Here is a 1,809-nt window from a genome sequence, read left to right as displayed (position 1 = left end):
GACTCTGTCGGGGATCTTGGTTTTCCTTGATCACTGTCCTTGGCGCCACCAGCGGGGGCGGGGCAGTTCGTGAGCGTCGAGGTACTGCTGGAACGCCGTCGGCGGTCGGGGCCGGTAGGCGGAGTCGTCTGGCTCCTGGGTGCTGAGGCGTTCGATGTTGACGGCGATCGCTGTCAGGACGTGTTGGACGTGGGTCTTGGCCACGCCGTGGTACCGGCAGCGGCGCATCCGGTGCCCGTTGACCAGCTCGTTCATGGTGCCCTCGATCCCGGAACGGGAGGCATAGACCCGCTGCCAGTGCGGGTCTTGCTGATCGGCGCGGTTCTGGGCCTGGAGATCGTGGAGCCGACGGGGGAGGAAGTTCAGGGTGCGTCCCTTGCGCGGATCGTTCGAGCGGGTGCACCCGCTGCGGTGGGGACACGGGCCGCAGTGCCGGGCGTCGAATGCCACGACTGTGTAGGGCGCTTGGGCGGGCGGCTCGGACCAGATGCCGCTGGTCTTCCCGCCCGGGCAGGTGACCTGGCGGCGGTCGAAGTCGACGGTGAAGTCCTCACGGGTGAAGCCGGTACTGGCCTTGCTCTGCCAGGAGTTGTCGGACTTGACCGGGCCGATGACCTCGATGCTGTGGGACCGGGCAGCGGTGTCCATCAGCGCGACGGACGTGTAGCCGCCGTCGACCAGGTGCTGGGCGGGCAGCAGCCGGCGCCGCTCGAGCCGGGTGTGGATGCCCGGCAGGGCGACGCTGTCGCCGGTGGGGACGGTGGTGGCCACGTCCGTGATGACGTTGACGCTGCCCTCGTCACAGGTCTCGGTGGTATGCGCGAGATAGCCGGTCCAGGTCCGGTGGCCGCGGCGGACGTAGCGGGCCTCGAGGTCGTAGGGGGACTCCAGGCGCCGCCCGATGGGCGGCAGACCGTCCTTTTCCGCCCGAGGACGTAGTCGTCCCCGAGCATCGATGAGGAAGTGCTGCACCAGGATCTGCCGCAGCGCCTCCGCCGCGGGCCCCGGTGCCGCTCCTGGGCGGCGGCTGCGGAGCCGTTCCAGGAGGTCGGCGGCGTCGCTGCCGGCCTGCTTGAGCCGGGCGGCCGGATGGCTGGGCTGGCTCACCAGGCGGACCTGCCGCCCGTAGCGCAGCGCCCAGTCCTCGGTCACCAGAGCGTCGAGGAGTTCTGGCGTGGTGCGGGCGCACTCCTCCAGCGCGGCACGGACCGCTTCCAACACCAGCTCCAGCCTGGTCAGTTCGCGTACCGCAGCCCGCAGATAAGTGGAGTCGGTACGCTGCTGGCCCCGTGCCTTGACCAGCCCGGCTTCCTTCAGCCGGGCCAGCGCGAGATCGAGAAGGGCGTCGGCGCGGTGGTCCTGGACCAGCCGGTCACGGAAGTCGGACAGCACACTGTGGTGGAAGCCGGGATCGTCGAGATCCAGCGCGAGGGCGTACTTGAAGTCGATCCGGCAGCGCACCGCCTCAGCCGCCTGCCGGTCGGACAGGTTGAGCAGGAACTGCAGCACGCTCGCCGTGGCGAGCTGAGCCGGCGACAACCCGGGCCGTCCATCGCGCGGGTACCAGGAGTCGAAGTCCTCGTCGCGCCACAGCCCGTCCAGCCGGTCCCGTACCCACATCGCCGTGGTGCCACGGGGGTTACTCGCCCGAGCCACCCGAGCGGTCACGGAAGGAACAAGCTCGCCAGAACGCGGGCGGAGAGACACCAGCTCACCTCGGAGAAGACGAACGACCTGCGAAAAGCCGAGCCTGCCCGATCAACCCGCCTCTCCGCCCGAGAATCTCAAGATCCCCGACAGAGTCGCTCA

The 1,809-nt window shown here is 69.5% G+C and carries 1 protein-coding gene; it reads right to left on the bottom strand.

Annotation, left to right across the window (positions count from 1 at the left end; genetic code table 11):
- Window positions 1–30: 30 nt before the first annotated feature.
- Window positions 31–1,656, bottom strand: a complete 1,626-nt coding sequence (locus tag P3T35_RS40285) for an IS1182 family transposase (RefSeq protein WP_280709873.1) — start codon at window positions 1,654–1,656, stop codon at window positions 31–33.
- Window positions 1,657–1,809 lie beyond the last annotated feature (153 nt).

The organism is Kitasatospora sp. GP30 (genome assembly GCF_029892145.1).
Lineage (GTDB): Bacteria > Actinomycetota > Actinomycetes > Streptomycetales > Streptomycetaceae > Kitasatospora > Kitasatospora acidiphila.
The sequence above is the reverse complement of the archived record's forward strand: the minus strand, read 5'-3'. Positions and strand labels throughout refer to the sequence as shown.